Origin of the sequence: Halostella limicola, assembly GCF_003675875.1 — an archaeon.
In the GTDB taxonomy this organism is placed as follows: domain Archaea; phylum Halobacteriota; class Halobacteria; order Halobacteriales; family Natronoarchaeaceae; genus Halostella; species Halostella limicola.
This window is the reverse complement of the sequence record NZ_RCDI01000003.1, coordinates 214,965-241,607: the sequence shown is the minus strand read 5'-3', so window position 1 is coordinate 241,607 and position 26,643 is coordinate 214,965. Positions and strand designations below refer to the sequence as shown.

The window sequence follows — 26,643 nt, the reverse complement described above, 5'->3', positions numbered from 1 at the left end:
GTCGGGCCGTTTCCGGCGCTCCCCGGACCGTCCTCCGGAAGCGGCCGGAGCCGGGCATCTCGCCGGGATCGGACATCTCTTTTATCCCCCGGGTAGAGACGGTAGACGTGCGAACGTACGGCGTCCTCCAGTCGACCGTCGTCCGCTGGCTCCGGGACAACGTGCCGGGCTACCTCCTCGACACCGTGGCGGCGGCGCTCATCCTCGTCGCCGGCTGGTACGTCTCGAAGCTCGCGGTCCGCCTCCTCGGGCGCACGGTGGCGCGGCACTTCCGCCGCCCGAGCGTCACCCGGACCGTCCTCCGGTCGGTCCGAACCGCGATACTGCTCGTCACCGTCAGCGTGGCCGCCGTCCAGATCGGCTGGTTCCGCCCCGGCGACGTGCTCATCTCCGTCACCGTCTTCTCCGCGGTCATCGGTGTCATCCTCGCGCCCATCGTCGGGAGCATCATCAACGGCCTGTTCGTCCTCGCCGACCAGCCCTTCGAGATCGGCGACATGATCGAACTGGCCGACCGCGGCGAGCGGGGGTTCGTCGAGGACATCACGCTCCGGTACACGAAGATGTTCACGCTCGACAACACGTTCATCGTCATTCCGAACTCGACGGTCCGCGAGCGCGACGTGATCAACCACTCGGCGGAGGACGAGCGCACCCGACTCGCGCTGACGATACAGGTGACCTACGAGAGCAACGTCGAGCGCGCCCGAAACCTGATGGAACGCGCGGCCCGCGACGTCGACGACGTCATCTCCGGCGGCCCGAACATCCGCATCGGGGCCGCTCGCTACCCGGCCAGTCCGACCTGCTACATCGACGAGTACGCCGACAGCGGGGTGAACCTGACCCTCCGGTACTGGGCGAAGCAGCCGTACAAGCTCCTCACCGTCCGGTCGAAGGTCAACGAGCGCCTCCGGGCGTCGCTCGCGGACGCCGAGGACGTGGCGATCGCCTACCCCCATCAGCACCTCGTGTTCGACGAGACGAGCGGCACCGCGGACGTGCGTGTCAGCGGAGCGGAGGGCCCCGCCGACGGCGAGGGGCGCACGGACGACCCGACCGACGGCGAGCGATCGCCCCCGGGCGACGAAGTCGCAGACGGCGGTTCGGCGTCCTCACCGGACGCGGACTCTTCGGGCGACCCGAAGTGATCACCGCAGGCCGACGGTCACGATCTCGCAGGAGAGCCGCTGGTTGAGGTAGGTCTCGATGTCGGGTTCGCCGACGATCCGGCGGAGCATCCGCCGCCACCGGCCGACCTGCTTGTGGCCGATGACCACCACGTCCGCGTCCTCGGCGGCCACCTCCTCCAGGATCGACTCCTCGATGAGAAAGCCCGTCCGAACGGCGTAGCGCGCGTTCGGCAGGTCGCCGAACGCTTGCTCGACCGCGCGTTTCAGGTCTGACCGCCTGACGCTCTTCCCGTTCTGGTAGAGGTTGACATGAAGCACCGTCAGTTCGGCGTCGCGCTCGTCGGCGATCGAGACGGCCTCGGAGAGCGTCTTCTGTGAGTGTTCCGTGAGAGGGTAGCGAACGGGGACGACCACGCGATCCATTATGGAACAGTTCCGCATCGCAGTCGGTAAGTCTTCTCAATACTCGGCCGAGGCGACAGCATCCCGACGACCCGCGGCTCGCCGACCGCGTCGGCGTGCGCGTCACCGACCGGGCGTCGCCCAGTCGTCGAACAGCAGCGCGCAGAGCTTGCGCTGGGCGGCGCGCATGTGGTTGTTGAACGTCGGTTGCGAGACGTCGAGCGAGGCGGCGACCTCGCTCCCGGTGCGCTCGCGCGGCGACTCGAAGAACCCGCTGAAGAAGGCCACCTTCAGGACTTCGAGCTGGCGGTCCGTCAGCGTCTCCTCAAGGTCCGACCGGAACCCCCGACGCGACCGGAGGGTGCGCTCGCGCTCGCGCTTGCCCACGAGTTCGGACTCGGGATAGGCGTTTTCGAACGTCTCGACGAACCCGCGAACGTCGCTCTCGCTGCCGACGGTGATCGTGGCGGTGACCTCTCCGTCGGCGCCCTCGATCTCCTCGACGACGCCGCCGTGCTCGAGCACGGTCTCGAACACGTTGCCGCCGGTCAGCGTCGCCTCGAAGAGGCACTGGGGGCCGTCCTCGCCCGCGTACTCGGAGACGAGCGAGAGGTCGCGGACGCAGAGATCCGGGATGTGCTCCTCGACCGTCGCCGCCGGGACGCCGCGGGTCGAGAAGAACACGCGGAAGCCGCCGTCGGCCCCCGGAACGATCCGCTCGAAGGCGAACTCGCACCCGGTCTCCTCGGTCAGCGGGACGACGCCGAGCCCGGAGTCGCGGACGTCGAGTTCCAGCTCCACGACGCGCTCGCCGACCAGCGCCTTCTTGCTCTCGACGGCGTTGATGGCGTACGCGACGGTGTCCGACAGCTCCTCCAGGACGGCGCGCTCGATCCCCCGGAACGTCTCGGGGTCGGCGGCGTAGACGTTCAAAACGCCGTAGAGCGACCCCTCGTACAGGAGCGGGAGCGCGATGCTCGACCGAAAGCCGCGGTTCAGCGCCGCCTGCCGCCAGGGCTCGAACGGCGGATCGGTGAGCGCGTTCTCCGTCGCCTGCGGTTCGCGCGTCGCGACCGCCCGCCCGGTCGGGCCCTGTGCGGTCGGCTCGTCCCCGACCGTCACCGTGATCTCGTCCAGGTAGCCTCCGTTGGTTCCGGCCCACTCGGACGGCACCACCTCGCCGGTGACCTCGTCGTGGGTCCCGACCCAGGCCAGCTCGTACGGCCCCACGTCCGCGAGGTACTCGCAGACGACCCGCTCTATTTCCTCCCTGCTCGACGCGCGGACGAGCCCCTGATCGATGTTGCGGATGACGGTGTTGATTCGGTTCAGGCGCTCGAGCTTCTCGTTTTTCTCCTCCAGGGTCCGCTCTCGCTGCTGGATGAGCCGGGAGCGCTCCGAGCGCTCGAGCGCCGCCTGCAGGGTGGCGCCCGTCGTCTCGATGCAGTCGCGGTCCGTCGCGGCGAATCGCTCCCCCGTCGCGGTGAGGAAGGCGCCGTGCTTGCCCAGCGGGACGGCGACGAGTTCGCTGACGCCCTCGGGGAGCGACGCCTCGCCGTCGGTGACGGTGCGGACCTCGCTCGACACGAACGCGTCCCAGGCGAGCCCGTCGCCCGGGGCGCACAGCTCGGAGAGCGGCAGTACTTCGTCGCCGCACTCAGTCGTCGCGGCCGGTTTCAGGTCCCCGTCGTCGGGGTCGTACAGTACGACCGCCGACAGCGGCAGGTCGAGCGGCCCCGCGGCTCCCGCGATGACCCGTTCGCCGATCGCCTCCGACGTCTCGGCGCCCATCAGGTCGCGGCTCATCTCGTTGAGCGCGGCGAGTTGCGTCCGCCGGCGCTCGCGCTCCAGTCCCTGGCTCACCCACTGTCGCATCAGGTCGAGGAAGGTGATCTCGACCTCCGAGAACTCCCGATCCCGGGCGTCGTCGTCGGTGAACACGAGCGTCCCGTAGACGTCCTCGCTGACGGCGATTCCGGCGCCGAGGAAGCAGCCGAGGCCGTACTCTTCGGTCAGGGGGTCGTCCCCCCAGCCCGCCTCGCTCACGTCCTCAACGGCGACGGGGCCGTCCCCGCCGACGGTTTCGTGACAGTAGTTGCCGGGCGCGGGTCGAACCGTCGTGTCGCCCGCCTCGAACTCGTCCGGCGCGCCGCGGGAGTCGACGAGCCGGAAGCGGTCCCCCTCTTTTTTCCAGAGCATCCCCATCCCGAGGTCGAACATCTCGCAGCCGAGCGCCAGCACGCGGTCGAGTTGCTCCTCGAAGTCGAGGTCGGGATCGGACGTGATCTCGTACAGTTCGCGGAGGTGCTGCTCCCGTCGTCGCCGCTCGCGCGCGTCCTTCCGGAGTTCGGTCACGTCGCGGACGACGCAGACGAGCCCGCCGTCGTCGGTCTCCGCGAGCGAGTGGTCCTCCGGGAACGTGCTCCCGTCCGCGCGGAGACCGGTCGTCAGGCCGCGCCAGGTCCCCTGACCGTACACCTGCGGTAGCACGTTGTCGTGGATGTCGTCCGTGTGGCCCTCGGGGTACAGCGACTCCCAGGGCTCGCCGATCATCTCCTCGCGGTCGTATCCGTAGATGTCGGCGTACTCCTCGTTCACGTAGACGAAGTCGCCGTTCTCGTCGAGGATGCTGATCCCCTCCTGTGCCGTTTCGAGCGCGCGATACCCTCGCTGGAGTTCCCGCTCGGTCCGGTAGTTCTCGACGGCGCTGACGATCTTTCCGGCCAGTACCGTGACCTGCTCGTCGCTCCCGTCGCACGGGAGGTAATCGGTCACGCCGGCGGAGATGGCCCGGCTCGCTATCTCCTCGGTCCCGAACTGCGGCACGAGGATGAACGGGAGCTTCGGAACCCGTTTCCGGACCTCTTCCAGCAGCGACAGCCCGTTCTCGCTCCGGAGGCGGTACGGGCTGACGACGCAGTCCACGCCGAACTCCTCGAGGGCGGAGAGCGCTTCAGCCGCGGTCTCGACGCCGAGTACGTCGATGCCGCGGTCCCGCGCTACTGCCGTCGCCCCGATGCGAGCGGCGTGGTCGTCCGACCGGACGCCGTTGACGCAGACGACGGTTATCTCCTCGCCCGAACCAGGACGACGGAGACCGGCCCCGACGTTCTCCTGTACGACTGTCTCTGTAGTGGGTTGTGCGGTCATGGTACTTGTTCGCGGCGGGTCATTACCGTATCGGTCGATCCCTCCCCGTAAGCGACCGTTACGGCCCCGTAGTCCCTGAAACACCGCGCGAACGGGTAGTCGATGTGGGATTCAGTCCCCGGACAGGCATAAACTCGATGGTCGCGAAGACTGTCGAGACGCCGGTATTACCGGATATACGGACTCTTCCCGGCCTTCGGGGTCGGCGCGGCGTCGGCGGTAGTCGCCGCACAGGCAGGTCTTAAGCGACTGGCGCTCCTACCCCGGACCCATGGAGACGCGAACGACGCCGGAGGGCGACACCGTACACGTCGATCGGGAGGCGGCCGAGCGCGGCTCTGACGGCCCCTTCTTCGTCGCCTACCTGACGCCGGACCGCGAGCGCAAGTACGGCTGGTTCTGCGCCAACTGCGAGACGTTCGACAACGCGATGGACTCGATGGGGCGCATCGAGTGCAATGTCTGCGGCAACTTCCGGAAGCCGACCGAGTGGGACGCCGCCCACGAGTGATAGGGACTGCTGTAACTGTTCAGTGGTATTCGGCGACCCGGTCGCCGAAATACCGAAATGCCTTACAGCAGTCCCTATGACAGCCGTCGGATGCTTTCGACAGCTGTCGTGTGAGAAAACTTATTACCCGAGACGTGGTATCCGGTATCGAATGGGACCTGTTAGCACGCCCCTCGACGAACAGGCCAGATCGATCTTCAACGACCTGGGGTACACCGTCACCGGCGACGGCGAGGAGTTCCGCGCCGAACGCGAGTGGAAGTCCGTCCGCGTGACGGTAACCGAAGACGCCGACGAGACCCCCGACTCCGGACGACTCCGCTGTTTCGTCACCTACCGTGAACAGGCCCCGCGTCTCCGCGACCGCCTCCAGCGCTCGGAGCCGGAGTACGAGTGGGCGATCATCTGCGTCGAGGACGACGACGAGTACGAGGTCGTCCGCGCGCCGCCCTGCCGCGACACCGCCGTCTAGCCGAGGCGGTCGCTCGTCGCCGAGAGGCCGGCGTCGACGTCCACGTCCGCGCCTTTTCTGTCTAGCACGTCGCCCAGCGCGCTCATGAGGAACGAGACGTTCTTCGGGCTCGCGGAGTGACCCATACAGCCGATGCGGAAGATTTCGCCCGACAGGTCGCCGAGGCCGCCTGCTATCTCCAGGTCGTAGTCGTCGAGCAGGGCCTCGATCACCTCGCCGTCGGTGACGCCGTCGGGGACGCGCACGGCGTTGAGGCTCGGGAGCCAGTAGTCGTCCGGCGCGTTCATCTCCAGGCCCATCGCCTCGACGCCGGCCTTGAGCGCGCCGGCGACCTCCAGATGGCGCTCCCAGCGGCTCTCGATGCCCTCCTCGGCGACTAGCCGCAGGGACTCGCGGAGCGCATACACGTTCGTGATCGGCGCGGTGTGGTGGTAGGCGCGCTCGTCGCCCCAGTACCCCTCCAAAAGCGAGAGGTCGAGGTACCACGAGCGGGCGGGCTCCTCGCGGGAGAGCACCTTGTCCATCGCCCGGTCGTTCAGGGTGAGCGGGCTCGCGCCCGGGGGACAGGAGAGGCACTTCTGCGGCCCGGAGTACGCGACGTCGACGTCCCACTCGTCCACGCGCAGCTCGACGCCGCCCAGCGACGTGACGCAGTCGGCGATCACGTACGCGTCGTGCTCGTGGGCGATCCGGGTCAGTTCCGGGACGTCCGGCTGCTTCACGCCCGTGCTCGTCTCGGCGTGGACGAACCCGAACACGTCGGGCTGGTGCTCGGCGAACGCCGCCTCGACGTCGGCGGGATCGAGCGGTTCGCCCCACGGTGCGTCGACGTGGACCACCTCGCCGCCGGCGCGCTCGGCCATGCTCTCCATGCGCCCGCCGAAGTAGCCGTTCGTCGGGACGAGCATGGTGTCGCCGGGCTCGACGAGGTTGCCGATGGCCGCCTCCATCGACGCCGATCCCGTCCCGGAGACGGGGATGGTCCACTGGTTGTCGGTGCGGAACGTGTATCGGAGCAGTTCCTGCACCTCGTCCATGATCTCGACGAACGACGGGTCGAGGTGTCCGACCAGCGGGGTACTCATCGCCCGAAGCACCCGGGGGTGTACGTCGCTCGGTCCGGGCCCCATCAGCGTCCTGTCCGGCGGTGTGAGCTCACCGACCTCCGGCGGGTCGTCGGGATTGCGATCCATGCTCCCACGTGCGTCGGAGTCTGTCAAAAACCCTCGTCTCGCGGAAGCGATCGGGGCTTAACTGTCTGGCCCGCGACGCGTCCGGCATGGCCATCGCACAGACCGCCGGCGATCCGGCGGGCATCGTGGAGCAGGCGATCGAACGGTTCGTCGGCGATCTCGCGGCCGCGCTGCCGCGCGTCATGGGGGGACTGGTGTTCCTCGCGCTCGCCGTGGTCGGGGTGAAAGTGGTCATGATGGTCGTCCGCGCGTTCCTGCGGCGGGCGTTCGCGAGCGAGGATCCGGTGTACCGCCAGTTCCTCGCCCGCGTCGTCGGCATCCTGCTGTGGTTCGCGGTCGCGCTCGCCTTCCTCTCCGTGCTCGGCCTCGGTCGCATCGCCGCGGCGCTCGGGACGGCGAGCGGGTTCGTCGCGCTCGGCGTCTCCTACGCGCTCTCCGGGATGATCGAGGACGCAGTCGCCGGGATCTACCTGCTTCGCGACCCCGACTTCATGCCCGGCGACAGGATAACGTCCGGCGAGAAGACGGGCGAGGTGAAAGCGATCGAACTCCGCAAGACGCGGATCGAGGTCGACGGCGACACGCTGGTCCGGGCGAACGGGAAGATAGAGTCCGAGTGGACGAAACACGAGGGGGCAGCGCTGACCGCCGACGACTGACCCCGGTCACCTCTCGTTCAAGGGGTCCGACAGTGCGGCTTCGATCGGGTCGTCGTCCGAGAGCATCTCGAAGGTACGCCCGTACGTGCTCTCCATCGGGAGCGCCGCGACGAGCGTCCGGGCGACGTCCTCCCGGGGAACGTCGCCGTCCTTGCGCTCCAGGTCCGCGCCGGTCCTGATCCGGCCGGTCCCGTCCTCGTTCGTCAGCGCTCCGGGGCGGACGACCGTGTACGTCAGGTCGCTCTCCCGGAGCCGCTCGTCGGCCTCCGCCTTCGCCCGCAGGTACTCGCGGAGCGCCTCTGGGCTGTCCTCGGGCGCGTCGGCGTTGATCGAGCTCAGCATGACGAACCGCTCGGCGCCGGCCGCCTCCGCGGTCTCGACGAGGTTGATCGCGCCGTCGCGGTCGACGCCCCACACGTCCTCCCCGCCGGAGCCGGCGGCGAACACGACCGCGTCGCAGCCCTCCACCGCGTGCGAGACGTCCTCGGTGAGGTCGGCGACGACCGGTTCGACCCCGAGAGCTTCTACGTCCTCGACCTGCGACTCGTCGCGGACCATCCCGCGTGCGTCGTGGTCGCTCTCTCCGAGGATCCGTGAGACGTGCTGTCCGACCTGCCCGTGTGACCCCGCTACGAGAACTCGCATGGTCGCTAGTGGGGTCGGCGTCCCGAAGTGGTTTGCGACGACTCTTAGCCGGCGCCCCCCTCGCAGTCGGCCGACTCCCGCCGCGTCGAGCGAACGCCGACGCGAGCTAACCGCCCGACGGCGGGCGCGGCGTGTGCTATCAAGCCGCCGAGGCACTTATGCGTCGGCACCCCCAACTTAAACTGTCATGATGGTCGGTCACGCGCTGCTCGCGTTCGCCCTCGTCGCCGGAGCGCTGTCTCTGGCGGGGTACGACCGCGAGCGGGCGCTCTCGGTCGGCCTCGTCGCCGGCGGGTTCGCCGCCGCCCCGGACGCGGACATGGCGTACGCGCTCGTCGGCTTCCTCGGTGCGGACTACGGGAGCGTCTTCGCCGTCACGGAGTCGTTCTGGGCGACGAGCACCGTCGTTCACCGCTCGGTGACGCACTCGCTGGTCGTCGCGGTGCCCGCGGCGCTGGCGTTCGCCGGCTGGACCGCAGACGTGCGAGAGTTCCGTGCCGCCGGCGCGGCCCTCGCGCTCGCCCTCGTCGTCGCGGCGTACTGGGTCACCGGGCCGCTCGCGGCGGTCGTGATGGCCGCGTTCGTCGCCGCGGGGCTTCTCGTCGCGTCGGTCGCTGACGCCTACGGCGACCTCGGCCCGCGCGCGGTGCTCGGGGCCGCACTCGTCGGCCTCTGGTCGCACCCCTGGGGCGACCTCGTCACCGGCGAGCCGCCGCGAGTGCTCTACCCGCTCTCGGACGGCGTGCTGGTGGAGCGCGTCGCCCTGTCGGCGGACCCGACGCTGCACCTGCTCGGCGCGTTCGGCCTCGAACTCGCGGCGATCTGGCTGGCGGCGGTCGTCTACTGCCGCCTGTCCGAGCGGTCGCTCCCGGGCTACGTCCGCCGCCGGGCGGCCGTCGGCGCCGGCTACGGCGTCGCAGTCCTGCTGATCGACCCGCCGACGCTCGCCGTGTCCTACCACTTCGTGTTCAGCATTCTCGCGGTCGGCGTCGCCGTCGCGGCGCCGTACCGATGGCCGCGCTCGCCCCTGTCGCGGCTCCGGCGCGACGACTGGATAACCGGATCCGACGACATCCGCACCAGCCTCCACCCCGCCGCCTGGCCCGCGAGCACCGACGACGCCCTCGCGGCGTCGCTGACCGGCCTTGCGGGACTAACCGCGGCCCTCGTCGCCTACGCCCTGGCGTACGGGTTGCTCGCGTAGCGCGATTCCCCTCTGGAGCGTTCCCGTCGGCGAGAAATAGTAAATATCTCGTCAATATCGAGATACAAAACCTTTTACAGCGATCCGCGCCATGGGAGTGTATGGCAGATGCGGACATCGATCGGCTGTTCCGCGACCGCCGGCTCAACGCCGGCCTCGCGTGGGTGCTCGTCGCTTTCCTCGCCCTCGTCACCGTCGAGGAGGTCGTCGCCGGCGAACTCCTCTGGGCGGGGTTCGCGGGCGCCGTCTGCGTGCTCACGCTGCTTCCCATCGTCGCGTACCGCGACCCCGAGGTGATGCTTCCATGGGAGGTCGTCGCGGTCGCCGCGCTCCCGGTGCTCGGGCGCGCGGTGGCGACGGTGCCGGTGACGGGGAACCTCGCCACCTACCTCTCGGTGGCCGCCGTCGCGCTCATCATCGCCGTCCAGTTGCACGTGTTCACGACCGTCGAGATGACCTACGGCTTCGCCGTCCTGTTCGTCGTCGTCACGACGATGGCGGCCGCCGGAACGTGGGCGGTCGTCCGCTGGGCCGCCGACCTCCGCCTGGGAACGGGCTTTCTCGCCGGCCACGCCGACCCCGAACACGCGCTCATGATCGAGTTCGTCTACTCGTTCGTCGCGGGGATCCTCGCCGGCGTCGTGTTCGAGTTCTACTTCCGCCGCCGGGTTAAACCGGAGGAGCGTCTCCCCGAGGAAGTCATGGAGGAGATAGCATGAGGGTCCGCGACCGCCTGGGTATCACCGATCAGCGGCAGAACCAGGTCACCCACGTCATGGAGATCGGGCTGATCGTGCTCTTTTTCCTCGGGATGGAGCGCGGCAGCGTCGGCGTCATGGTCAACTGCGCCGTCGGCCTGCTCGTCATCCAGTTGCCGCCGCTTTTAGAGCGCGACTACGGCGTCCCGATGGACCCCGCGCTCACGCTGTGGATCACGTCCGCCGCGTTCCTGCACGCGCTCGGCACCGTCGGGATCCCGGGGACGGGCGCGACGTTCTACCGGACGATAGGGTGGTGGGACCACATGACCCACGCGCTCTCCTCCTCGCTTGTCGCGGGCGCCGGCTACGCCACCGTCCGGGCCATCGAGGAGCACAGCGAGACGATCTACCTCCCGGGGCGGTTCATGTTCGTGTTCATCCTCATGTTCGTGATGGCCTTCGGCGTGTTCTGGGAGGTCGTCGAGTTCGCCATCGCGGAGGTCGCGCTCGCGACCGGCGCGCCGCGCGTTCTCACGCAGTACAGCCTCGAAGACACGATGAAGGACCTGCTGTTCAACTTGATGGGCGGCGTCATCGTCGCAGTGTGGGGGACGGCACACCTCACAGACGTGGTCAGCGCCATCGAGCGCCGCCTCGACACCCGTTCCGGGACCGAGTGAGCGAGTCGTATTCGCGCGTATCGGCAAGGAAACAATCAAATAGCACCCGGTTTTTCGTTAGGCCATGGACGGATGCGGAGCTCTCAGTAGACGAGAGTTGCTTGCGGGCCTCGGCACAGCGGCCGCTGCAGGCTCCGCAGGATGCGTAACGGAGCTGTGGGCGAGTTCGACGCGGGACGCTCCGCAACAGATATCCCTCAACGTGAAGACGCTTCCGGCCGACGCCGACTCGGCGTCGGTCCAGCTGGCGAGACAGTACGCGGAGCGACTGCAGGACGTCGGCATCAACGCGAACATCGAACTGAAGGCGGAGTCGGAACTGCTCCAGGACGTCCTCATCAACCACGAGTTCGACATCTTCGTCACGCGCCATCCGGGCGTCGACGCCCCCGAGGAACTGTACCCTCTGCTCCACTCCGTGTTCGTGGAGGAACAGGGGTGGCAGAACCCCTTCGGGATCACCAACGTGACGCTCGACGACAGGCTTCAGCAGCAACGAACCTCGGAAGGGAAGACCCGCGAGATGGCGATCGCGAGCGTTCTCCGGGGCGCCGTCTCCGTGCAGCCGTTCTCGGTCGTCGCCTACCCCGAGTACCTCACAGCGGTGGACCTGGAGTTCGACTCTGAGTGGAACACCACGCCGCTCCAGACGACGCTCGACTACCTCCGCCTCCGCCCGGAAGACCCGATGGCGGAGGACCGCGAGGAACTCGGCGTGGCCATCATGGACGGCAACATCACGTCGAACCGGAACCCGATCGCCGTCGAGTACCACGACCGCGGCGAACTCGTGGGGCTGCTGTACGACCAGCTCGCCGAGCGGATCGACGGCGAGGTGGTTCCCTGGCTCGCCGAGGACTGGCGGTGGCTGGACGAGGAGAGCGAAGCGGACGACACCCCGACGGCGGTCGTCACGCTGCGGGAGGACCTGCAGTGGCACGACGGTGAATCGATCACCGCCGAGGACGTCGCGTTCACCTTCGAGTTCCTCTCGGACACGTCGATGGGGAACGCGAACGGCACGGTGCCCGCGCCGAAGTTCCGCTCGCAGTCGAGCCTGGTCGCGGAAACCTCGGCGCTCTCGGAGCGCGAGTGCCGCCTCGACTTCGAGCAGTGCAGCCGGGAAGCGGCGACCCACGCGTTCACGGTCCCCCTGCTTCCGAAGCACATCTGGTCGGAGCAGACCGAACTGATGCAGGAGTACCTGACCCGCGCGATGGTCTGGGAGAACCGCCAGCCGGTCGGGAGCGGCCCGTTCGCGTTCGAGAGCGCGACCCAGGGGGAGTCGGTCACTTTCCAGCGGTTCGACGACCACTTCCTCCGGAGCGAGGCGAACTTCGACGACCCCGTCGCGGAGTTCGCCGGCGCGCCGCGGTACGAGTCGCTCACGCTGACCGTGACGCCGTCCGGCGCGGCGGCGATCGAACTCGTCGAGGAGGGCGACATGCAGATAGTCGGGTCGACGCTGGAGTCCGGCGACGCGCCGCGGGCGAACCGCTCCGACTCCGTTCGGCTGCTCGTCGGCGACCCCCGTGAGTTCTACATCGTCGGGTTCAACACCCGGCGGTCACCCCTGACGAACCCCCGTTTCCGACAGGCGCTCGGTCGACTGTTCGACCGCGACGACATCGCACAGGAGATGTTCGACGGGTACGCCTTCCCGGGAGACACGCCGCTCCGCGGGTCCGGCTACGTTCCGGACGACCTGGAGTGGGACGGGACGAGCGCCGTCGGCGCGTTCCCGGGCGAAGACGGCGAACTGGAGGTCGAGGCGGCGAAACAGATGTTCAAGGACGCCGGCTATCGCTACAGCAGCGAGGGGGAACTGCTGATCCGAGGGCAATCGTGATACGGTATCACGTCGCAACCACCGGCCTTAACCGCTCGCAGGCGAACTGATAGATATGGGCTTAGCAGACGTCGTGATGCGGCTCACGGTGATGGTCGTCATCCTGCTGAGCGTTAGCGCCAGCGTGATGGTCGGCCCGCGCCGCATCGTCCGCGCCGTCAGGGACTACCGCTGGCGCCTCGCCGAGATCGGTCCGTACCTGTCGGTGCTGCTCGTCGTTCTGGCCGTACGCAAACTGACGATGGACTACACCGGGCTCCTCTCGTGGGCGCTCGACTGGAACATCACCCTGATTATCTACAGTCTGGAGGGGGCGCTCGTGGCGGACGTCCAGTCGCTTCGCTCGCCGCTGCTCACCGATTACTTCGTGTTCATCTACCTCTACGGCTACGTCTTCCTCCTCCTCTTCCCGTTCGTCGCGTACTTCGCTCGCAGCGACATGACCTCGATGAAGGAGCTCATCGTTGCCTACACGTTCAACTACGGCGTCGGGCTGGTCTGTTACGTCCTCTTTATCGCCTACGGGCCGCGGAACCTCATCCCCGACATCGTCGACTCACTGCTGTACGTCACGTACCCGCAGTCGCAACTGCTCACCGGCGAGGTCAACCACAACACCAACGTCTTCCCGTCGCTACACGCCTCCCTCTCCATGACGACCTTCTTCCTCGCGTGGCGGACGCGGGACGAGTACCCTCTGTGGGCCCCCGTCTCGTTCGTTCTGGGCGTCAGCGTTGCCCTCTCCACGATGTACCTCGGGATCCACTGGGCGACCGACGTGGTCGCCGGCACGCTACTCGCGGTGTTGAGCATCCTCGTCACCGAGTACGTCGTCGAGCACGACCTGCTCGCCGAGTGGGGCCCGTTCGGCCGGGAGTGGGACCTCTTCGACAAGGCGCGGCGGTAGTCACCCCGAGCCGCCGCCCTCCGCTTCGTCGTCCTCTATGATCCGCTCCCGTTGCGGCGCTGGTACTCGTCGTCCTCGCGGACCCTGTCGAGGTACTCCTTGTACACGAGCGACACCTCGCGCTTCTTCCCGTCGTACCAGCGCTGCGGCTTCCGTTCCTCACCCTCGTCGCGCTTGCGGCCGCCGGGGTACTTCGCGTACCGGAGGCTCCGCGTCCACCCCATCTGGAGGTACTTGCGCGCCATGTCCATGCCGACGAAGTCCCCGTCGGCCCGGTACTCCCGGTAGCGCTCGTAGATCGCTTCCGCCGCCTCTCTGGCTTCCGACAGCGACTTGATCCCCCACAGTGGGAGGAGCTCGTCCTTGTAGGGCTGCACTTTGAACACCCCTTGCTCGCCGCGGCCGATCTCGTACTCCTCGGGGTGCTCGCGGAAGTCCACGTCGTACGACGGGTCCTCGCCCATGCCCGGACGTGCGGACCGTACGCAGTTAGGGCGACCGGGAGCGCACTCGATCGCGTCGGGCGGCCTCGCCTACGCCCCCCGCTATTAACAGGGACGACGGTGAAGTGAAACGCGTCTATGGTCTTCAAGAAGATCACGCTCATCGGCACGAGCCCCGAGAGCTTCGACGCCGCGGCGGACGACGCCATCGACCGAGCGGAGGACACCCTCCAGAACATCCAGTGGATCGAGGTCGACGAACTCGGCGTCGAAGTGGCGACCGCCGAGAACCGCGAGTACCAGGCCGAAGTGACGGTCGCGTTCAGGCTGGAAGACTAACCGTATCGACGCTGTCGGGTCCGTCCCGCTGACGGGCCTTGCCCGCGCGGCCCCTCGGTTCGGACCCCGTCCGACAGCGTATTCCGATCAGCGACGGAAGTACCGACAATGCCTGTAGCTGCCGGCGGCGACCCGCCGAGCGCCGTCGCCGCGACGCGTCGCGGGCCGGACGAGCGTCGACCGACCGGTGAGCGATGAGCGCGGACGGCCCAGAGAGCGGCGATAGCGGCGGCGACGGACGCGACGGCGGCCGCGCCGTCGTCCTCGCGGTTATCGCCTGTACCTTCTTCGTCGGGTTCGGCGGCGGCGTCGTGTTCCCCATCCTCCCGAACCTCGGGGCCGTCCTCGGCATCTCGCCGTTCATGGTCGGCCTGATCCTGAGCGCGAACCGGTTCACCCGGCTGTTCGCCAACGCGCCGTCCGGCGCGCTGGTCGACAGGGTCGGGACGCGGACCCCCTTCATCGTCGGCCTGTTCGTCGAGGGCGTCGCGACCCTCGGGTACAACGTCGCCATCGCGTCCGCCGCGCCCGAGGTCTGGTTCCTCCTCGCCCGGATCGCGTGGGGCGTCGGGAGCGCGCTCGTGTTCGCGACGGCGTACACGATCACCGCCGACGTGAGCGAGGCCGGGTCCCGGGGAACGAGCATGGGTCTCGTCCGGGCCGGTATCACGTTCGGCTTTCCCGCCGGCCTCGTGCTCGGCGGCGTCGTGAGCGACCGCTACAGCGTCGCCGCGGCGTTCGCGCTGGCGGCGGCGTTCGCGTTGGTCGCCAGCGTGCTGGCGTACGTCACTGTCCCCGAGACCCACGTCGAGGGGGGCCAGTCGAGCGTGAAGCCGTGGAACGTCGACCGGAGTCTCCCGGCGCTGACTGCGGGGCTGGTCAACTTCGGACTGTACTTCTCGTACGTCGGCGTGCTGTTCGCGACGCTCGTGCTCTTTCTCGACGCCAGAGGCGTCGCGCTGTTCGGCTACACCGCGCAGGGAACCTCGGGGTTCCTGATGGCGATCACGGTACTCGCGGGGTCGGTGTTCATGCTCGTCGGCGGGAAGGCGAGCGACGTGATCGGCGCGCGGGTGCCCGTGCTGCTCGCCTTCCTCGGCACGGCCTGCGTCGGCTTCCTGCTGCTCGCGGACGCGAACTCCGCCGCGACGCTCGCGGTCGCCTGCCTGTTCGTCGGCGCGGGACAGGGCGGCGTCGGCGGCCCCCTGATGGCCCTGCTCGCCGACCTGACGCCCGAGGACCGGATGGGCCGCGCGACCGGGACGAACAACGTCCTCGGCGACGTCGGCGGCGGCCTCGGCCCAATGGTGTCGCTTCCCGCCGTCGAGGCCGTCGGCTTCGGCCCCGTCTACGCGGCCTGCGCGGTCATCCCGGCGGCGGCGGGGCTGGTGCTGCTCGCGGGCGTCTACTCGCATACGGGGTCGCTGAATCCGCGGGTAGAAACAGGGACGGAGACGGCCGACTAGGTCCGGAACGACTCGCCGCACCCGCACTCGCTGACGACGTTCGGGTTCTCCACGTTGAACCCCTCGCCCTGGAGGCCCGTCTCGTAGTCCAGTACGCTCCCCTCGATGTAGTTCATGCTAGCGGGGTCGACGAACACCTGCAGGCCGTGGTGCTCGTAGATGGTGTCGTCCTCCTCGGCCTCGTCGTCGAAGCGCATCCCGTAGGAGAGGCCGGCACAGCCGCCCTGCTGGACGAACAGCCGGAGGCCCGCCTCGCCGGTGTCCAGATCCTCCTGTTCGAGCAGTTCGATCGCGCGCTCGGCGGCCTGTTCCGTGACGGTGATCTCGGGGCGGCTCTGCCCCTCACCCGCGGCGTCCGTGCTCATGCGTTACACGACGTAGCCGAACGTGTTAACCCTGACGCCGGTTGCGGAACGACCGACGGTATCCCCCGCCGCGCTCGGGGACGCCGCTCTCACGAACAGTCGCAGTCGCCTGAACAGCCACAGCTCGGCATCTGCGCGTAGAGCAGCCCGCCAGCGACGAGTCCGACGCCGCCGACCGCGACGCCCGGTACCGTCCCGACGAGCGGGACGGCCACCGGGTCCGGCGAGAGCAGCGTGCCGACGCCGAGGCCGATGAGCGCCGCGGCGAGGAACTTGACGAGCGTCCCGGCGTTCGCCCGCTTCCGGATCGTTTCCATGAGCGGTCGTTTCACCGGATCCGTATTAAATTCTGCGCGGCGCGAACAGAGAACATAGCATTTCGAGCGGGGCGAGCCCTTACCGTTCCGGAAGCACCCGCCGCTCGACCGTCAGGAGCGTCGCGGCGACGAGCGCGTACGCGACACCGACCGCGAGCACGCCCGGGGCCGGCGGGTCGCGAAGCAGTCGCACCGCGCCGAACGCGTATCCCAGACCGAGCAGCGCGCCCGTCGCGGTCCGGACCGCGTTCCCGCCGTCGGCCCCGGCGAACGCCGACGCCGCCCAGTCGACCAGCGCGAACGCCGGCAGGACCGCGATCAGCGACAGCGGAGCCGCCCACCGACTCCCCCCGGCGATCCAGAGCCCGAGCGCGATGCCCGGGTAGATCCCCGCGCACCGCGCGCAGAGCCGAACCGTCCGGCCCCGGACGCGGAGCGCGTGGCACCGGTCGCGCTCGTCGGCGTCGTGGTGCGAGAGGAGGTACGGCGCGGTCCGTCGCAGTCCGGCGGCGAGTTCCCGACGGAGCGACGCCATCTCAGTTGACGTACTGCGCCTGGAACTCCGCGTCGGACTTCGTGAGGTAGATGATGCCCTCGACCAGCGCGACGAGGCCGGGGATGAGCGTCCAGGAGAAACAGAGGTACAGCAGCCCCATCTTCGTATCGCCCATGTAGAACTTGTGCGCGCCCAGCGCGCCGAGCAGGAGCGCCAGAACGGCCGCGGGCACCCGCTCGACGTCGTTGCTCGCGCTCGCCTGCCGGACGCCGCACTCGGGACAGATCTCCGCCGCCTCGTCGATCTGGTCGCCGCAGTTCGAGCAGTACTTCTTCCCCGGCGCTCTGCCGCCGGACGACCCGCCAGCCGTCTTCTGTTCCACGCCGCACGCGACGCAGACGTCCGCCTCGGGATCCATCTCCTCGCCGCACGAGTAGCAGTAAGCCGTGTCGGAGCTCATACCGTCCGCAACTGAAGGAACTGTGATAAGTTTTCTTCATCGGTCAGATCGCGTCGCGGGGGGCGACGCGCTCCGACCCGATCCGTCTCGCAACGCGACGAGAGTCGGATCGCTACCGCTCGTCAAACCGCTCCCGCACGCTCTCGGCGTGAGCGTCGAGGCCCTCCGCTTCGGCGAGCGTCGTGATCGTGTCGCGCAGGTCGCCGAGCGCCGACTCGTCGAGGCGCTGGACGGTCGTCGACCGCAGGAACGTGTCGACCGAGAGGCCGCCGTGGCGCTTCGCGCCGCCGTTCGTCGGAAGGACGTGGTTGGTGCCGCTGGCGTAGTCGCCCGCGGCGACGGGCGTGTGCGGCCCGAGGAAGGCGCTGCCCGCGCTGTCGATGCGATCGAGGACCGACTCGTCGTCCTCGGCCTGGATCGAGAGGTGCTCGGCGGCGTACTCCTCCGCGAACAGGATCGCCTCGCTCATCGACCGGGCGTGGAAGACGCCGCTGGCGTCGTTGTCAAGCGCCGCGCGGATCGTCTCCGCGCGCTCGCGCTCGTCGACGCGCGCCTCGACGGCGTCGGCGACGGCCTCGGCGGTCCCCTCGTCGTCCGTGACGGCGACGACGGAGGCGTTCTCGTCGTGTTCGGCCTGCGCGACGAGATCCGCCGCGACGTACTCGGGGTCGGCCGTCTCGTCGGCCACGACCAGGATCTCGCTCGGCCCGGCGAGGAAGTCGATGTCGACGTCGCCCCGGACCTCCGCCTTCGCGGCGGTGACCCAGCGGTTGCCCGGGCCGACGACCTTCTGGACGCGGTGGACCGTCTCCGTGCCGTAGGCCAGCGCCGCGATCCCCTGCGCGCCGCCGACGCTGTACACCGCGTCCGCGCCGGCCGCGTGGATGGCGGCGAGCGTGACGGGGTTCATCTCCTCGGCCGGCGGGGTGACGACCGACACCTCGTCGACGCCGGCGACCTTCGCCGGGACGACGCCCATGATGGCGCTCGAGGGGTACGCCGCGGTGCCGCCGGGGACGTAGACGCCGACGCGCTCGATAGGGCGGAACCGCCGACCGAGCTCCCGGCCGTCGAAGTCCTCGCGCCAGTCTTCCGGCACCTGCGCCTCGTGGAACTCGCGAACGTTCGCGGCGGCGCGCTCGATGGTCTCGCGCATCTCGTCGTCCAGTTCGTCGTACGCGCGCTCCGCGCGGTCCGTGACGTCGATGTTGGCGACCTCGACGTCGTCGAACTCCCGCGAGAACTCCCGGACGGCGACGTCGCCCTCCGTCCGGACGCGCTCGACGATGTCGCGGGCGTCGCTCCGGACGGCCTCGACGCCGGCGTCGCGGTCGAACAGCGCCGCGCGGTCGTCCGGCCCGAGGTCCGCCACGCTTCTGACGTTCATACGGCCCGTTCGGTCGGCCGCGCGAAAGAGCGTTTCCCTCTCAGCCGGCGGCGGCCGCGTCTGGCCGGTTCAGCCGGGGAACCGCATCGCGACGCTGTACATCGTCCCGACCGATTCCTCGCTGATCCGGTCCGCGAGGCGGTCGGCCGACGAGGCAAGCGGGTCGCCGAGTTCGTCCGGGAGCGCCGACGCCGATCCGCGCGCCGCATCGGCGTGGGCCTCGACGTGGCGCTCGGTCCACGGCACGGGGTCCAGCAGCGTCCGCTCTCGGTCGAACTCCCAGCCGTATCCGGCGAACAGTCGGCGGAGCGCCTCGGCCGGGTAGAACGTCAGTGCGGGGCGTCCGTCCGCGAGTTCGGCGGCCGCGTTCTCGACGGCGAACAGGTCGCGTACGGCGGCGTCCTCTGGCGGCGGTTCGTAGTCGTCGACGACGAGGTGACAACCCGGGGCCGCGACGCGTGTCAACTCCGCCGCGACGGCCGGGAGCGACGCGGGCGAAATCACGTTGAACAGCCCGTGGGCGGTGATCACGTCGACGGACCCGGTCGGAAGCGGCGTCTCGAGCAGGTCCGCTTCGATCACCGCCGCGCGGTCGGCCGCGTCGCGACCGACTCGCTCGCGGACGGTCCGGGCGTGGTCGCGGTCGTCCGTGACGGCGTACACGCGGTCGGCACCCGCGGCGAGCAGTCCCGCGGTCGCGTTGCCGACGCCGGCCCCCGCCTCGAGGCAGGTCTTCCCCGCTACGGGGCGGTCTTCGAGGGCCGTCTCGACCGTTCGCGGCACGTCCATGGTCAGATCGGTCGCCGCTTCTCGGCTCAGTGATGTAACTGTTCGGGAACGGGACTGTCGTCGTGGCGCAGCCGTTCGATCAGCGAGCGCTGGGCCGCCTCGTCCATCCCGTCGTAGCGGGCGGCGGCGTCGAGGACCATCGCGACGAGCTTCGGGTCCCCCGGACTGACGACGCTCGTCAGCCCCTGCGCGGCGGCGAAGTCGAACCGCTCGCGGACCTCGTCGGGGCGGTCGACCGGCTCGTACCAGTTCGCGTACGGCCGGTCCGCCTCCGGCAGGTCGTCCGTCGACGGCCACGGCCCCTTCGCGAACGCCTTGATGCCGAGCGTGCCGATGCCCTCGGCCTCGGCGCGCTCGTACACCGCCTCGTAGTCGTACTCGTCGCCGTCCTTGCCGGCGACGACCGGGTTCATCGGGAACATCAGCGATTCGAGGTCGTCGATACGGTCGATCGCGTCGAGGATGAGCCGGGGAGTCCCGTGACTCGTGAGGCCGATGTGGTCGATCAGCCCCTCCTCCCGGGCGTCGCGGAAGGCTTCGAGCGCACCGCCGTCACCCGTGATCGTCTCCAGTTCCTCCTCGTACTCCAGCCCGTGGACCTGGTAGAGGTCGATGCTGTCGACGCCGAGGCGGTCGAGCGACCGTTCGAGCTTCCGCCGCGCCCCCTCGTACTCCCGCTCCTGGGTCTTGCAGCCGAGGAATATCTCCTCGCGGTGCTGGCGGAGTTTCGGCCCGAGCTTCAGCTCCGCGTCGCCGTACGTCGGCGCGACGTCGAAGTGGTTGACGCCGCGGTCGAGCAGCAGTTCGACCATCTGGTTCGCGCCCTCCTGCTCCAGCCAGTTCAGCGCGATGGCCCCGAACGTCATCACGGTGCTCTCGTGCCCGGTGTCGCCGAGTTCGCGCGTTTCCATAGGAAGTGATCGGGGGTAACGAACAAAAGGGTGTGTCATCGACACGCAAGCAGCGGTTCCGCGAAGCGTCGCTCTGGGGTGTGAAATGTGGGCCCGGAACACTAACGACCGACGTCATCCCTGGCTGCGTGCCGAGTCCGCCGGGAAACCCTCGTGCCGGGCCAGCGTCGCGCGCTCGCGACGCCGAGTGTATCGCGCGCCTGGGTTCTCCGCGCTCTCATCGCTCCCTGACGGGACTGCTCGGGCGGGGACTTGTGGCGCGCGTGAGGGAGTTGGCGGCGAACGGGTTAACCGCTTTCGGACGCCCGCGGTGGATCAGACCGTGTACTCCGACTCCTCGAACTGGACGTACTTCCCGTCGCGGTACTTCCGCTTCGTCTTCTTGTACGTCGCGAAGAGCTTCGCGCCGCGGAGCCCGCTCCGGAACCCGGACTTGAGCAGGCTCCCCTCGTCGCTGGCGGCGAGCATGTCGTCGACCATCCCGAACGCGCGGTCCCAGTCCGCGGGCCCGTAGTCGGCGACGATGTCGGCGAAGGAGACGTTCCGCAGGATCTCGTCGCCGATGGCCGCCTTCCAGGCGTCGTTGTACCGGTCGAGCGAGTCGGTCGCGGCGAGCTCCCCGGCGATCTTCCCCGAGCGGATGGCGACGTGGTAGCCGCCCTCGTGGAACGCCGAGGTGGTGCCCATCGCGCCGCCGGCGACGGCGACGTTGGCCGCCGTCGGCGAGTCGATGGGGCGGGTCGAGGAGATGGGGTACGTCTCCGTGCCGCCGGACTTCCCGCGGTCCTCGACGAGGGGGAAGTCCGTCTCGACGTCGTACTCGTCGCCGTACTCGCGTTCGAGCAGGCGGCGGACGTACTCGCCGGCCCGGGGGAGTTCGTCGTCCTCGGGGCGCAGCAGGTCGTACTTCTCGGGGTTCGCCACGTCGTCGAGCGTCATCCCGATCGGCATCGTCAGGCCCACGCGGGCGACCGTGCCGTCGTTGGGGAACACCCACGGGTACGCCGTCTCGCCGGGCATCACGCCCCACCAGAACTTCAGCGTGTCGTCGTCGAAGACCTCCTCGGGGAACTCACGGTACTCCTGGTAGGCGATGTGGTTCGCCTCGGTCGATTCGAGCACGTCCGCGATCCGCCGGTCCTCGGGGGTGAACTGGTCCAGCACGCGACCGGTGACGGTCCGCTGCGGGCCGTCGGCGAGCACCAGGTACTCCGCCTCGAACTCCGTCCCGTCGGCGAGCGCGACGCGGTGGGTCGGGGTCCCGGAGAGGTCCGTCTCGACGCGCTTGACGCTGGTGCCGACGCGGTACTCCGCGCCGGCTTCTTCGGCCCGCTCGCGCCACCAGTCGTCCATCCGGGCGCGGTGGAAGGTGAAGCCGAAGCCGGGGTACGAGGACTCGATGCCGGTGCTGTCGAGCGTGCACGACTCGGTCGGCCCGAGGAAGTCGACGTCGTCCAGCTCCCGCAGGATCACGTCGTCGGGGATGGTCTCGTGGTCGACGTCCATGATGTCGACCCAGTAGTCCAGCATGCCCGCGGCGTCCGTCGAGTCCGGCCCGAGTTCCTCGCGGTCCTCCCGTCGGACGCCCTTTTCGAAGACGACGGCGTCCGCGCCGTGTCGCGCCGCCTGAAACGCCGCCGCGGTGCCGGCCGGGCCACCGCCCACGACGGCAACGTCTGTCCGTTCCATACGCCCACCCGACTGGTTGCCCGGTATTAAATTCCCCTGACTCCGCCGCGTTCGTCCGCTCGCATCGGTTCCCGGGCTGACTCACTGCTTTCCCCTCCTCCGTTCGCCGCGTCGGCGGGCGTCCGACGCCGGGACTTTTGTCGGTCGGCGGCGCAGGATCGCGCATGTCCGATCACGACCACGTCACCGTCGAGCGCGTCGACGGCGTCGGACGGATCGTCATGGACCGGCCCGACCACCACAACGCTCTGAACCGGGAGATGGCCGCGGAGCTCCGCGACGCCACGGCGGACCTCGTCGAGGACGACGACGTGCGGTGTCTCGTCCTCACGGGCGAGGGGACGGCGTTCAACACCGGGGCCGACCTCTCGACGCTGGAGGGGGACGCCTCGGACGGCCGCCGCCTCCGGGGGCTGGCGTCGCGTCTCCACGGCGCGGTCCGGAACCTCGCCGCCGCGCCGATGCCCACGGTGACGGGGGTGAACGGCGTCGCCGCCGGCGGCGGGTTCGGCCTCGCGCTCGCGGCCGATCTGGTGCTGGTCGCCGACGAGGCGCGCTTCGAGTTCGCCTATCCCGAGATCGCGCTCTCCGGGGACGGCGGGTCGACGTACTTCCTGCCGCGGCTCGTGGGGCACCGCCGGGCGCGAGAGATCGCCCTGCTCGACGAGCCGATCCCTCCCGAGGAGGCCGTCTCGATGGGCCTCGCGACCGAGGTCGTCCCGGCCGGCGACTTCGACGACCGGCTCGCGGAACTGGCGGCGACGCTCGCCGACGGTCCGACGCGGGCCTACGGCGCGACGAAGCGCCTGCTCAACAGGAGCTACTCGCGGGAACTCCCCGCACAGCTCGCCGCCGAGACGGACAGCATCTCGTCGCTGGCGAGCACCGGGGACTACGCTCGCGGTCACGCGGCGTTTTTCGAGAAGGAAGATCCGCAGTTCGAGGGCCGCTGAGCGCTCGTCGGGGACGACGGGCGCTATTCGAGCGTCTCGGGGAGGTCGGTCGGGTAGACGACCTTCCGGTCGACGTCGTAGGCGATCAGTTCGGCGTCGGCCAGCATCGGCAGGTGCTGGTGGTGCAGCGAGATCCGGATCCGGTCGACGGCGTCCGGCTCGCCGGGCGAGGAGGCGGCCCCTTCCTCGGTCCGGTCGGCGACGGCGTGAGCGAGTTCGGTCAGGCTCGCGGGGCCGTCGCGGTCGGACAGTTCCGAGAGCGCCGCGCGACGGCGCTCGTCGGCGAGCACGTCGTAGGGGTCGACCGACGATTCGTTCTCGAACTCGGGACCGCGGACGACGGCGAAATCGGGCTGGCTGCTCATTGTCGTTACCGTAGGAAGACCCCTGCAGGGGTTAAGATATATCCCAACGTGATTTGGGTCTCCGGAGCGGCGGAGCGGATCGAAAGAAACCGTCCGATGATAGGTTGGTGTCTGCGACGCCGTCTCACAGGGGCGACTTCCGTCAACGGAACCCTTACAAGCGCGAGTCCGTTGCGTCCCCCATGACCCCGGATGACGGTCGGGAGTCGGCGGAGGAGGCGCTCGGCGCGGTCGCGGCCGCGGGAGGCGAACCGCTGACGACGAGCGAGGTCGCGGACGCGCTCGACTGTTCTCGACGCACGGCGTACAACCGACTCGAACGGCTCGCCGAACGCGACGAGATCGAATCGAAGAAGGTCGGCGCGCGCGGGCGGGTGTGGTGGCTGCACCGGGACGCCGAGCCACGCGACGACGCGCGGCCGGACGACGCACGGCCGAACGACGACGGTCCGCCGTTCGAACCGCGCGGCGAGACGGACCCCGTTCGGTACCCGGAAGCCCTCATCGACGCCGTCGACGACCTGCTGTACGTGATCGACGATTCGGGGGCGCTCAAGTGGTGGAACCGCTCCACCGTCGACGTGGCGGGCTACGACGACCACGAGATCGAGTCGATGCCGGCGACGGCGTTCTTCGAGGGCGACGACCGGGAGCGGATCGCCTCGGCCATCGCCGAGGGGTTCGAGACGGGAAGCGTCCGCGTCGAGGCGGACATGGTGACGAGCGCCGGCGAGCGCATCCCGTACGAGTTCGCCGCCACGCGGTTCGACGACCCTACCGGCGACACCGTCCTCGCGGGGATCGGGCGGGACGTCACCGAGCGGCGGGAGCGCGAGCGCGAACTCGAACGCCAGCGCGAGCGCCTGGCCGTGCTGAACGACCTGAACGCGGTCGTCAGGCGGATCAACGAGGCGATCGTGGACCAGTCGACGCGGGAGGGGATCGAGCGGACGGTCTGTGAATCGCTCGCTGCCGCGGACACCTACGAGTTCGCGTGGATCGCCGAGGTCGACCCCCGGACGGACGCGGTGACGATACGGGCGGAGGCGGCGACCCGCGGGTACACCGACGAGGTAACGCTCTCCGCGGACCCGGACGACCCGGCGGGACGCGGCCCGACGGGGAAGGCGGTCCGGACGCAGGAGGTACAGGTCGTCAGGAACGCGTTCGAGGACGAGTCGTTCGAGCCGTGGCGCGAGAAGGCCCGAGAGTACGGCTTCCGAGCGTCCGCCGCGATCCCCATCGTCAACGAGGGAACGCTGTACGGCGTCCTCGGCCTGTACGTCGACCGCGGCGACGCCTTCGACGAGGCGGAGTGCGAGGTGGTGAGCCAACTCGGCGAGGTCGTCGGGCACGCCATCGCCGCGGGCGAGCGCAAGCGGGCGCTGATGAGCGACGAACTCGTCGAGGTCGAGTTCCGCGTCGAGGACGTGTTCGACCGCCTCGACGCCGACGTGCGCGCGGCGGGAGCGATCGACCTCGACAGGACGGTGCCGCTGGGCGACGACGACTTCCTGGTGTTCGGAACCGCGGCCGCCGACGCCGTCGAGACGCTGGAGGCCGTCGGCGCCGAACTCCCCCACTGGGAGGATGTGACGCTGGTCGACTCGGACGAGGGTGACGAAACCCGCTTCGAACTCCGCCTCACGGATCCGCCCGTGCTGACGGCTGTCGCCGCCCAGGGCGGCTACGTCGAGCGGGCGACCTTCGCGGGCAGCGACTATCACCTCTCGCTCCGGCTGCCCCACAGCGTCGACGTTCGGCGGGTCATCGACACGGTGCGGGAGACCTATCCCGGGGCCGAGATGCTCTCCCGGCGGCAGGTGCGGGCGTCCGACGACGCTCGGATACGGGCGGGCGAGACCGTCCACGAGGACCTGACCGAACGACAGCGGAGCGCGCTCGAAGCCGCGCTGTTCTCCGGGCTCTTCGAGTGGCCCCGCGAGAGCGCCGGCGAGGACGTCGCTGCGTCGCTCGACGTGGCGCCGGCCACGTTCCACCAGCATCTCCGCAACGCCCAGCGGAAGGTGTTCGAGTCGGTCCTGACCGATCCGGCGTCGCGAGGGGAGTGATCGGACCGTACGGGGCCGGACGGGGGGTGAGAAGAACCAGCGGCGATTGCCCGTCGCGACCGATTTAACCGGCCGCCCGAGGAGGTTCGACCATGAGCGACGCACCGGCAGTGCTCGTCCTGCGCAAGGGCACCCACGGCACGCCGATCGAACAGTACGCCGACGCGCTCCGGGAGCGGCTCCCCGACGCCACCGTGACGCTCGCGCGCACCCCCGACGAGGAGCGGGACCTGATCGGCGACGCGCGGTACGTCACCGGGATGGAACTCGACGAGGACCTGCTGGCGCGGGCCGACGCGCTGGAGGTGTTCGCCTGCGCCTACGCCGGGACGGGCCACCTGCCGCTCGACGCGCTGGAGGAGCGCGGCGTCGCCGTGACGAACGCCTCGGGCGTCCACGGCCCGAACATCGGCGAGCACGTCCTCGGCGCCGTCCTCTCGTTCGCCCGGCGGTTCCACGAGGGGTGGCGCCGCCAGCGCCGCAGCGAGTGGCGCCATTACCAGGCGCACGAGCTTCAGGGGAGCACCGTCACGGTCGTCGGGATGGGCGCGATCGGTCGGTCCGTCGTCGACCGGCTGGAGCCGTTCGGCGTCGACACGGTCGGCGTCCGCTACAGCCCCGAGAAGGGCGGCCCGACCGACGAGGTGGTCGGCTTCGACGACCTCGGCGAGGTCGCGGCCCGCACCGACTACCTCGTGCTCGCCTGCCCGCTGACCGACGAGACGCGGGGGCTGGTCGGCCGCGAGGAGTTCGTCACGCTCCCGCCGAACGCCGTCCTCGTCAACGTCGCCCGCGGGCCGGTCGTCGACACCGACGCGCTGGTGACGGCCCTGCGGAGCAACTGGATCCGCGGCGCGTCGCTCGACGTCACCGACCCCGAACCGCTCCCGGAGGACCACGACCTGTGGAACCTGGGCAACGTCCAGATCACCCCGCACAACGCCGGCCACACCCCCGAGTACTACGAGCGGTTGGCCGACGTGGTCGCCGGCAACGCCGAGCGCCACGCCGCGGGCGAGGACCTGGAGAACCGCGTGATCTGAGGGCGCGACCGATCCCCCGGATTCGCCGCGTCCGACCCTGAC

At 69.5% G+C, this 26,643-nt stretch carries 28 protein-coding genes; 14 read left to right on the top strand and 14 right to left on the bottom strand.

From position 1 onward, the window contains the following. Positions 1-107: 107 nt before the first annotated feature. Positions 108-1,151: a mechanosensitive ion channel family protein gene (locus D8670_RS14490; RefSeq protein WP_375137277.1), complete on the top strand. Its 1,044-nt coding sequence runs from the start codon at positions 108-110 to the stop codon at positions 1,149-1,151. On the opposite strand, the gene D8670_RS14485 is transcribed toward D8670_RS14490, so the two are convergent. Beyond that, complete coding sequence (locus D8670_RS14485) at positions 1,152-1,556, bottom strand: universal stress protein (RefSeq protein ID WP_121818840.1); 405 nt, start codon at positions 1,554-1,556, stop codon at positions 1,152-1,154. Positions 1,557-1,658: 102 nt separating this feature from the next. Further along, positions 1,659-4,685: a bacterio-opsin activator domain-containing protein gene (locus D8670_RS14480; RefSeq protein WP_121818839.1), complete on the bottom strand. Its 3,027-nt coding sequence runs from the start codon at positions 4,683-4,685 to the stop codon at positions 1,659-1,661. Positions 4,686-4,956: 271 nt separating this feature from the next. Between D8670_RS14480 and D8670_RS14475 the strand changes: the two genes are divergently transcribed. Further along, complete coding sequence (locus D8670_RS14475) at positions 4,957-5,196, top strand: DUF5816 domain-containing protein (RefSeq protein WP_121818838.1); 240 nt, start codon at positions 4,957-4,959, stop codon at positions 5,194-5,196. Positions 5,197-5,347: 151 nt separating this feature from the next. Then, positions 5,348-5,668 (top strand): DUF7116 family protein, encoded by a 321-nt coding sequence (locus D8670_RS14470; protein ID WP_121818837.1) that lies wholly within the window; start codon positions 5,348-5,350, stop codon positions 5,666-5,668. Here D8670_RS14470 and D8670_RS14465 read toward each other — a convergent pair. Next, the gene (locus D8670_RS14465; protein ID WP_121818836.1) at positions 5,665-6,861 is read right to left on the bottom strand and encodes a pyridoxal-phosphate-dependent aminotransferase family protein; all 1,197 of its coding nucleotides are present in this window, start codon (positions 6,859-6,861) and stop codon (positions 5,665-5,667) included. The two genes, D8670_RS14470 and D8670_RS14465, sit on opposite strands and share 4 nt — an antisense overlap. An 86-nt stretch (positions 6,862-6,947) precedes the next feature. Here D8670_RS14465 and D8670_RS14460 point away from each other — a divergent pair, with 86 nt between their 5' ends. Beyond that, the gene (locus D8670_RS14460; protein ID WP_121818835.1) at positions 6,948-7,520 is read left to right on the top strand and encodes a mechanosensitive ion channel domain-containing protein; all 573 of its coding nucleotides are present in this window, start codon (positions 6,948-6,950) and stop codon (positions 7,518-7,520) included. A 6-nt stretch (positions 7,521-7,526) separates the two neighbouring features. Here the strand turns inward: D8670_RS14460 and D8670_RS14455 are convergent, their stop codons facing one another. After that, positions 7,527-8,165: an SDR family oxidoreductase gene (locus D8670_RS14455; protein ID WP_121818834.1), complete on the bottom strand. Its 639-nt coding sequence runs from the start codon at positions 8,163-8,165 to the stop codon at positions 7,527-7,529. A 187-nt stretch (positions 8,166-8,352) separates the two neighbouring features. Here D8670_RS14455 and D8670_RS14450 point away from each other — a divergent pair, with 187 nt between their 5' ends. From D8670_RS14450 to D8670_RS14430, 5 genes are all read left to right on the top strand, one after another. Then, positions 8,353-9,369: a metal-dependent hydrolase gene (locus D8670_RS14450; RefSeq protein WP_121818833.1), complete on the top strand. Its 1,017-nt coding sequence runs from the start codon at positions 8,353-8,355 to the stop codon at positions 9,367-9,369. A gap of 101 nt (positions 9,370-9,470) precedes the next feature. Then, a complete protein-coding gene (locus D8670_RS14445) occupies positions 9,471-10,088 on the top strand; it encodes a hypothetical protein (RefSeq protein WP_121818832.1) in 618 nt (205 codons plus the stop codon). Continuing rightward, a complete protein-coding gene (locus D8670_RS14440) occupies positions 10,085-10,750 on the top strand; it encodes a DUF2238 domain-containing protein (protein WP_121818831.1) in 666 nt (221 codons plus the stop codon). The genes D8670_RS14445 and D8670_RS14440 overlap by 4 nt, the downstream gene beginning before the upstream one ends. 202 nt (positions 10,751-10,952) lie before the next feature. Further along, positions 10,953-12,599, top strand: a complete 1,647-nt coding sequence (locus D8670_RS14435) for an ABC transporter substrate-binding protein (protein ID WP_162994309.1) — start codon at positions 10,953-10,955, stop codon at positions 12,597-12,599. Between the two features lie 55 nt (positions 12,600-12,654). Continuing rightward, positions 12,655-13,506, top strand: coding sequence for a phosphatase PAP2 family protein (locus D8670_RS14430; protein ID WP_121818829.1), 852 nt, complete (start codon positions 12,655-12,657; stop codon positions 13,504-13,506). A 35-nt stretch (positions 13,507-13,541) separates the two neighbouring features. On the opposite strand, the gene D8670_RS14425 is transcribed toward D8670_RS14430, so the two are convergent. Then, a complete protein-coding gene (locus tag D8670_RS14425; RefSeq protein ID WP_121818828.1) occupies positions 13,542-13,970 on the bottom strand; it encodes a DUF4385 family protein in 429 nt (142 codons plus the stop codon). A gap of 117 nt (positions 13,971-14,087) precedes the next feature. Here D8670_RS14425 and D8670_RS14420 point away from each other — a divergent pair, with 117 nt between their 5' ends. Further along, positions 14,088-14,288: a dodecin gene (locus tag D8670_RS14420; RefSeq protein ID WP_121818827.1), complete on the top strand. Its 201-nt coding sequence runs from the start codon at positions 14,088-14,090 to the stop codon at positions 14,286-14,288. 194 nt (positions 14,289-14,482) lie between these two features. Next, the gene (locus D8670_RS14415; protein ID WP_121818826.1) at positions 14,483-15,754 is read left to right on the top strand and encodes an MFS transporter; all 1,272 of its coding nucleotides are present in this window, start codon (positions 14,483-14,485) and stop codon (positions 15,752-15,754) included. Here D8670_RS14415 and D8670_RS14410 read toward each other — a convergent pair. From D8670_RS14410 to D8670_RS14375, 8 genes are all read right to left on the bottom strand, one after another. Further along, a complete protein-coding gene (locus D8670_RS14410; protein ID WP_121818825.1) occupies positions 15,751-16,119 on the bottom strand; it encodes a HesB/IscA family protein in 369 nt (122 codons plus the stop codon). The two genes, D8670_RS14415 and D8670_RS14410, sit on opposite strands and share 4 nt — an antisense overlap. Before the next feature lie 89 nt (positions 16,120-16,208). Continuing rightward, positions 16,209-16,436 carry a hypothetical protein gene (locus D8670_RS14405; RefSeq protein WP_121818824.1) on the bottom strand — a complete coding sequence of 76 codons (228 nt, stop codon included), beginning with the start codon at positions 16,434-16,436 and terminating at the stop codon, positions 16,209-16,211. A 79-nt stretch (positions 16,437-16,515) separates the two neighbouring features. Beyond that, a complete protein-coding gene (locus D8670_RS14400) occupies positions 16,516-16,971 on the bottom strand; it encodes a DUF2085 domain-containing protein (protein WP_121818823.1) in 456 nt (151 codons plus the stop codon). 1 nt (position 16,972) lies between these two features. Next, positions 16,973-17,392: a TM2 domain-containing protein gene (locus D8670_RS14395; RefSeq protein ID WP_121818822.1), complete on the bottom strand. Its 420-nt coding sequence runs from the start codon at positions 17,390-17,392 to the stop codon at positions 16,973-16,975. Between the two features lie 112 nt (positions 17,393-17,504). Next, entirely contained in the window at positions 17,505-18,779 is a 1,275-nt protein-coding gene (hisD, locus tag D8670_RS14390) for a histidinol dehydrogenase (protein ID WP_121818821.1), read from the bottom strand. Between the two features lie 69 nt (positions 18,780-18,848). Further along, the gene (locus tag D8670_RS14385; RefSeq protein WP_121818820.1) at positions 18,849-19,568 is read right to left on the bottom strand and encodes a class I SAM-dependent methyltransferase; all 720 of its coding nucleotides are present in this window, start codon (positions 19,566-19,568) and stop codon (positions 18,849-18,851) included. Between the two features lie 26 nt (positions 19,569-19,594). After that, positions 19,595-20,479, bottom strand: coding sequence for an aldo/keto reductase (locus D8670_RS14380; RefSeq protein ID WP_121818819.1), 885 nt, complete (start codon positions 20,477-20,479; stop codon positions 19,595-19,597). A gap of 315 nt (positions 20,480-20,794) precedes the next feature. Next, the gene (locus D8670_RS14375) at positions 20,795-22,168 is read right to left on the bottom strand and encodes an NAD(P)/FAD-dependent oxidoreductase (RefSeq protein ID WP_121818818.1); all 1,374 of its coding nucleotides are present in this window, start codon (positions 22,166-22,168) and stop codon (positions 20,795-20,797) included. A 164-nt stretch (positions 22,169-22,332) separates the two neighbouring features. Here D8670_RS14375 and D8670_RS14370 point away from each other — a divergent pair, with 164 nt between their 5' ends. After that, the gene (locus D8670_RS14370) at positions 22,333-23,121 is read left to right on the top strand and encodes an enoyl-CoA hydratase/isomerase family protein (protein ID WP_121818817.1); all 789 of its coding nucleotides are present in this window, start codon (positions 22,333-22,335) and stop codon (positions 23,119-23,121) included. 23 nt (positions 23,122-23,144) lie between these two features. Here the strand turns inward: D8670_RS14370 and D8670_RS14365 are convergent, their stop codons facing one another. Further along, the gene (locus tag D8670_RS14365; RefSeq protein ID WP_121818816.1) at positions 23,145-23,486 is read right to left on the bottom strand and encodes a DUF7344 domain-containing protein; all 342 of its coding nucleotides are present in this window, start codon (positions 23,484-23,486) and stop codon (positions 23,145-23,147) included. 182 nt (positions 23,487-23,668) lie between these two features. Here D8670_RS14365 and D8670_RS14360 point away from each other — a divergent pair, with 182 nt between their 5' ends. Both D8670_RS14360 and D8670_RS14355 read left to right on the top strand, forming a co-directional pair. Beyond that, positions 23,669-25,558, top strand: a complete 1,890-nt coding sequence (locus D8670_RS14360) for a bacterio-opsin activator domain-containing protein (RefSeq protein WP_121818815.1) — start codon at positions 23,669-23,671, stop codon at positions 25,556-25,558. A 92-nt stretch (positions 25,559-25,650) separates the two neighbouring features. Next, positions 25,651-26,601, top strand: coding sequence for a D-2-hydroxyacid dehydrogenase (locus tag D8670_RS14355; RefSeq protein ID WP_121818814.1), 951 nt, complete (start codon positions 25,651-25,653; stop codon positions 26,599-26,601). Positions 26,602-26,643 lie beyond the last annotated feature (42 nt).

Excerpts from the sequence above, each read along its gene's own strand:
- D8670_RS14460 (WP_121818835.1), top strand. The coding sequence starts at position 6,948 with ATGGCCATCGCACAGACCGCCGGCGATCCGGCGGGCATCGTGGAGCAG.
- D8670_RS14410 (WP_121818825.1), bottom strand. The coding sequence starts at position 16,119 with ATGAGCACGGACGCCGCGGGTGAGGGGCAGAGCCGCCCCGAGATCACC.
- D8670_RS14430 (WP_121818829.1), top strand. The coding sequence starts at position 12,655 with ATGGGCTTAGCAGACGTCGTGATGCGGCTCACGGTGATGGTCGTCATC.
- D8670_RS14405 (WP_121818824.1), bottom strand. The coding sequence starts at position 16,436 with ATGGAAACGATCCGGAAGCGGGCGAACGCCGGGACGCTCGTCAAGTTC.
- D8670_RS14395 (WP_121818822.1), bottom strand. The coding sequence starts at position 17,392 with ATGAGCTCCGACACGGCTTACTGCTACTCGTGCGGCGAGGAGATGGAT.
- D8670_RS14475 (WP_121818838.1), top strand. The coding sequence starts at position 4,957 with ATGGAGACGCGAACGACGCCGGAGGGCGACACCGTACACGTCGATCGG.
- hisD (WP_121818821.1), bottom strand. The coding sequence starts at position 18,779 with ATGAACGTCAGAAGCGTGGCGGACCTCGGGCCGGACGACCGCGCGGCG.
- D8670_RS14370 (WP_121818817.1), top strand. The coding sequence starts at position 22,333 with ATGTCCGATCACGACCACGTCACCGTCGAGCGCGTCGACGGCGTCGGA.
- D8670_RS14365 (WP_121818816.1), bottom strand. The coding sequence starts at position 23,486 with ATGAGCAGCCAGCCCGATTTCGCCGTCGTCCGCGGTCCCGAGTTCGAG.
- D8670_RS14485 (WP_121818840.1), bottom strand. The coding sequence starts at position 1,556 with ATGGATCGCGTGGTCGTCCCCGTTCGCTACCCTCTCACGGAACACTCA.
- D8670_RS14425 (WP_121818828.1), bottom strand. The coding sequence starts at position 13,970 with ATGGGCGAGGACCCGTCGTACGACGTGGACTTCCGCGAGCACCCCGAG.
- D8670_RS14465 (WP_121818836.1), bottom strand. The coding sequence starts at position 6,861 with ATGGATCGCAATCCCGACGACCCGCCGGAGGTCGGTGAGCTCACACCG.
- D8670_RS14415 (WP_121818826.1), top strand. The coding sequence starts at position 14,483 with ATGAGCGCGGACGGCCCAGAGAGCGGCGATAGCGGCGGCGACGGACGC.
- D8670_RS14450 (WP_121818833.1), top strand. The coding sequence starts at position 8,353 with ATGATGGTCGGTCACGCGCTGCTCGCGTTCGCCCTCGTCGCCGGAGCG.
- D8670_RS14440 (WP_121818831.1), top strand. The coding sequence starts at position 10,085 with ATGAGGGTCCGCGACCGCCTGGGTATCACCGATCAGCGGCAGAACCAG.
- D8670_RS14355 (WP_121818814.1), top strand. The coding sequence starts at position 25,651 with ATGAGCGACGCACCGGCAGTGCTCGTCCTGCGCAAGGGCACCCACGGC.
- D8670_RS14375 (WP_121818818.1), bottom strand. The coding sequence starts at position 22,168 with ATGGAACGGACAGACGTTGCCGTCGTGGGCGGTGGCCCGGCCGGCACC.
- D8670_RS14445 (WP_121818832.1), top strand. The coding sequence starts at position 9,471 with ATGGCAGATGCGGACATCGATCGGCTGTTCCGCGACCGCCGGCTCAAC.
- D8670_RS14480 (WP_121818839.1), bottom strand. The coding sequence starts at position 4,685 with ATGACCGCACAACCCACTACAGAGACAGTCGTACAGGAGAACGTCGGG.
- D8670_RS14385 (WP_121818820.1), bottom strand. The coding sequence starts at position 19,568 with ATGGACGTGCCGCGAACGGTCGAGACGGCCCTCGAAGACCGCCCCGTA.
- D8670_RS14455 (WP_121818834.1), bottom strand. The coding sequence starts at position 8,165 with ATGCGAGTTCTCGTAGCGGGGTCACACGGGCAGGTCGGACAGCACGTC.
- D8670_RS14380 (WP_121818819.1), bottom strand. The coding sequence starts at position 20,479 with ATGGAAACGCGCGAACTCGGCGACACCGGGCACGAGAGCACCGTGATG.
- D8670_RS14360 (WP_121818815.1), top strand. The coding sequence starts at position 23,669 with ATGACCCCGGATGACGGTCGGGAGTCGGCGGAGGAGGCGCTCGGCGCG.
- D8670_RS14470 (WP_121818837.1), top strand. The coding sequence starts at position 5,348 with ATGGGACCTGTTAGCACGCCCCTCGACGAACAGGCCAGATCGATCTTC.
- D8670_RS14420 (WP_121818827.1), top strand. The coding sequence starts at position 14,088 with ATGGTCTTCAAGAAGATCACGCTCATCGGCACGAGCCCCGAGAGCTTC.
- D8670_RS14400 (WP_121818823.1), bottom strand. The coding sequence starts at position 16,971 with ATGGCGTCGCTCCGTCGGGAACTCGCCGCCGGACTGCGACGGACCGCG.